At 72.6% G+C, this 3,404-nt stretch carries 3 protein-coding genes and 1 pseudogene; 3 read left to right on the forward strand and 1 reads right to left on the reverse strand.

Features of this window, described 5'->3' with window-relative positions:
- The first annotated feature begins 38 nt into the window (after positions 1-38).
- From hemW to FNH05_RS34940, 3 genes are all read left to right on the forward strand, one after another.
- Positions 39-1,178, forward strand: coding sequence for a radical SAM family heme chaperone HemW (hemW, locus tag FNH05_RS34930; RefSeq protein ID WP_144593123.1), 1,140 nt, complete (start codon positions 39-41; stop codon positions 1,176-1,178).
- Between the two features lie 378 nt (positions 1,179-1,556).
- Positions 1,557-2,051: a SigE family RNA polymerase sigma factor gene (locus FNH05_RS34935; protein ID WP_144593124.1), complete on the forward strand. Its 495-nt coding sequence runs from the start codon at positions 1,557-1,559 to the stop codon at positions 2,049-2,051.
- 3 nt (positions 2,052-2,054) lie between these two features.
- Positions 2,055-3,101, forward strand: a complete 1,047-nt coding sequence (locus FNH05_RS34940; protein ID WP_144593125.1) for a hypothetical protein — start codon at positions 2,055-2,057, stop codon at positions 3,099-3,101.
- A 10-nt stretch (positions 3,102-3,111) separates the two neighbouring features.
- Here FNH05_RS34940 and FNH05_RS34945 read toward each other — a convergent pair.
- A pseudogene (locus tag FNH05_RS34945) lies at positions 3,112-3,404 on the reverse strand (LysR family transcriptional regulator); the annotation flags it as partial.

Consider the following 3,404-nt stretch of genomic DNA (forward strand, 5'->3'; position numbering starts at 1 on the left):
CGTCCTGGGAACGGGCTTGACAGTGGGACACTGGTGGGGTGGGAAGGCCATTCGGGGTGTACGTGCACGTGCCGTTCTGTGCGACCAGATGCGGTTACTGCGATTTCAACACCTACACGGCGGGCGAGCTGGGTTCGGCCGCGTCACCGTCGTCCTGGCTGGAAGCACTGCGGCGTGAGCTGGACTTCGGCGCCGCCCAGCCGGGTGCCAGGCCTGCCGGGACGGTGTTCGTGGGCGGGGGTACCCCCTCGCTGCTGGGCGCGGACGGACTCGCCGCCGTGCTGGACGCGATCCGGGGCTCCTTCGGAATCGCCCCGGGCGCCGAGGTGACCACGGAATCCAATCCCGAGTCCACTTCCCGGGAATTCTTCGCCGGTATCCGGGAAGCGGGCTACACGCGCATCTCGCTGGGCATGCAGTCCGCCGCGCGCCACGTGCTCCGGGTCCTCGACCGCGTGCACACGCCCGGACGCCCCGTGGCGGCGGCGATCGAGGCACGCGAGGCCGGGTTCGAGCACGTGAACCTGGACCTCATCTACGGCACACCGGGGGAGCGGACCGAGGACCTGCGGGCCTCCCTCGACGCCGTGCTCCAGGCCGGGGTCGACCACGTGTCCGCGTACTCGCTGATCGTCGAGGACGGCACCGCGCTGGCGCGCCGGGTGCGCCGCGGTGAGCTGCCCGCCCCGGACGAGGACGTGCTCGCCGCCTACTACGAGCTGATCGACCGGACCCTCACCGCCGCCGGCCTGGGCTGGTACGAGGTGTCGAACTGGGCGGCCTCCCCCCAGGCCCGCTGCCGCCACAACCTGGGCTACTGGCAGGGCGGTGACTGGTGGGGGGCGGGTCCCGGCGCCCACAGCCATCTCGACGGCGTGCGCTGGTGGAACGTGAAGCACCCGGCCCGGTACGCCGCGCTGCTGGCCGAGGGGAAGTCGCCGGAGGCGGGCCGGGAGGTGCTCACCGACGCGGACCGGTACCTGGAGCGGATCATGCTCGAACTGCGGCTGGCGGAGGGGCTGCCGCTGACCGCGCTGGAGCCCGGGGGACTGGCCGAGGCACGCGCCGCGGTGTCCGAAGGGCTGCTCACCCCGGAGGCACTGGAGCAGGGCCGGGCCGTGCTCACCGACCGCGGCCGCCTGCTCGCCGACGCCGTCGTCCGCAGGCTCGCCGCCTAACGGGAGCTGCCCCGCGCGGGCTATACACGACGAGTCCCACGCTGGTGCGCTTGTGTCCCACGCTGGCGCGCGTGAGTTCCACGCTGGCGCGCGTGAGTTGCCCGCTCAGGCGGGTGAGCGTGGGACACAAGCGCCGGAAGGTGGGACACAAGCGCCGGAAGGTGGGACACAAGCGCCGGAAGGTGGGACACAAGCGCCGGAAGGTGGGACACAAGCGCACGAGGGTAGGACTCGGCGCAGGGGCCGACATTGCCGGGCCCTGGTCGATACCACTGTGAAGGGACCCTTCACGGCAGCCGCGTAAAGGCTCGGGAGAGGTCTGGGCCACTTCTGCGGCGGGACTGCAACCGATCGCGTGGGTGCGGGCATTAGGCGGATGTGCACTTCGAGGAGTTCTCCCGGGAGCAACTGCCCGGGCTGGTGCGGTTCGCGGCCGTGCTCAGCGGGGATCGTGACCTGGCACAGGACATCGTCCAGGACGCCCTCGTCCGGGCACACGCGCGCTGGAAGCGGGTGTCGGAGACCGAAAGACCCGACCTGTACCTGCGCAAGATGGTGGTGAACGGCTACCTTTCGTGGCGCCGCCGCTGGTACCAGCGGTCCGTGCGGGTGGTGGAGGACACCAGCCGGTTCGACGAAGGGCAGGTCGCCGATCCGGCCACCCGCATCGCCGACCACGAGCAGCTCGCCGCCTTGCTGGCTGGGCTGAGCCGTCCGCAGCAGGCGGCCATCGTGCTCCGCTTCTACGAAGACCGCGACGACGGCGAGATCGCCGAGGTGCTCGGGTGCGCCCTGGGCACCGTCCGGAGCCATATTTCGCGTGGCCTGTCCATCCTGCGGGCTCGCATGAAGAACGAACTGGAGGTGGCCTGAGCAGTGGACGGGACGGACGAACTGCGGGAAGCCCTGCGCATCCGTGAAGTGCTGGCCCCCGACCCCGAAGAGGTGCTCGCCGGCACCGGGCGCCGGATCCGGCGGCGGCGCGCGCGGCGGCGCGCCCTGGGCGCGGCCACCCTGGTGGCGGTGACCACGGTGGGCCTGGCCGCGGGCCTTTCCTGGCTGCGCCAGGACGACGGGCAGCCGACCCTGCCGGTCGCCTCGCCGGGCGCCGGTGAAGTGGTGGTCCCGACGCTGCCGTTCAGCCTCCCCGAGCCGGGGTACGAGATCGTGGGCTGGACGATCGGTGCTCGCGAGACGAGTGCCATGTACCGCAGCAGCATGCGGCGGGGGGAGGTGTTCCGGATCGTCGTCGAGGATCACGACCCGAACCCGCTACTGCCGCTCACGAGGATGACCGGCTACGACTTCCCGGTGAAGGTGCGCCCGCTCGCCGGGGGACAGGGGATCGCGGTGTCGTGGCAGTTCGGCGACGGCCGGTGGGCCGTCCTGGGCGGCAGCGTCGTGAACGACCTCCCCACCCTGATCGGGGTCGCGAAGTCCTTCCGCGCCACGCCGGCCACGCCGGCGGCGATGATCCGGTCGCTGAAGGTGCCGCCCTCGTTGCGGGTGGTCTCGTGGTCCTGGGACCCGAACGATGAGAGGCTGGTCCTGTGCCCGCCCAGGGTGGAACCGGCCGACGCCCAGGGCACGGACGGCCGGTGCGTCTCGGTCGAAGCCGCCCTCACCACCGTGCTCCGGGGCCCGGAGACGGGCGTGCGGCAGAGCTTGAGCACGAGTGCGCAGCCCCCGTCCGGTCCGGCCACGATCACTTCGTCCTCGTCTCGGCCCGCTTCCGCCACCACCCGCCCGGGGGACGCGGCCGGCACGGCGACCGTGGTGGACGGGGTGCCGTTGCGGATCGCCCCGGACGGGCGGAGGGTCACCCGGTCCTTCGGAGAAGAGCGCCGGCTCGTCGTCACTACCGGATCCGGTGATCAGGCGCTGCTCGTGCCGCTGGCCGTCTCCGCCCTCCCGGCCGGGTGAACGGCACGGGTCAGCTCCAGATGGTGACGTAGACCGGGGGCCGGAAGCGGGACGGGGGCACGCCCGCACCGGGGGAGCGCATCACCTGCATCGCCGCGGGGGTGGCCAGGAAGTGCCGCAGGGCAGCGGCGGCGGTGGACTGCCGGTCCTGGGGCAGGGTCGTCACGTGCCAGCACAGGGTCGCCGGGGTGGCGGCGGTGGGCACGACCGCGAGTTCGCGGCGGCGGAGCTGGGGGGCCGCGAGGTGCTCGATCGCGATCGAGACGCCGTGGCCGCCCGCCGCGTCCGACCAGGCGGCGGTCC

The organism is Amycolatopsis rhizosphaerae (assembly GCF_007713715.1).
In the GTDB taxonomy this organism is placed as follows: Bacteria; Actinomycetota; Actinomycetes; order Mycobacteriales; family Pseudonocardiaceae; genus Amycolatopsis_E; species Amycolatopsis_E rhizosphaerae.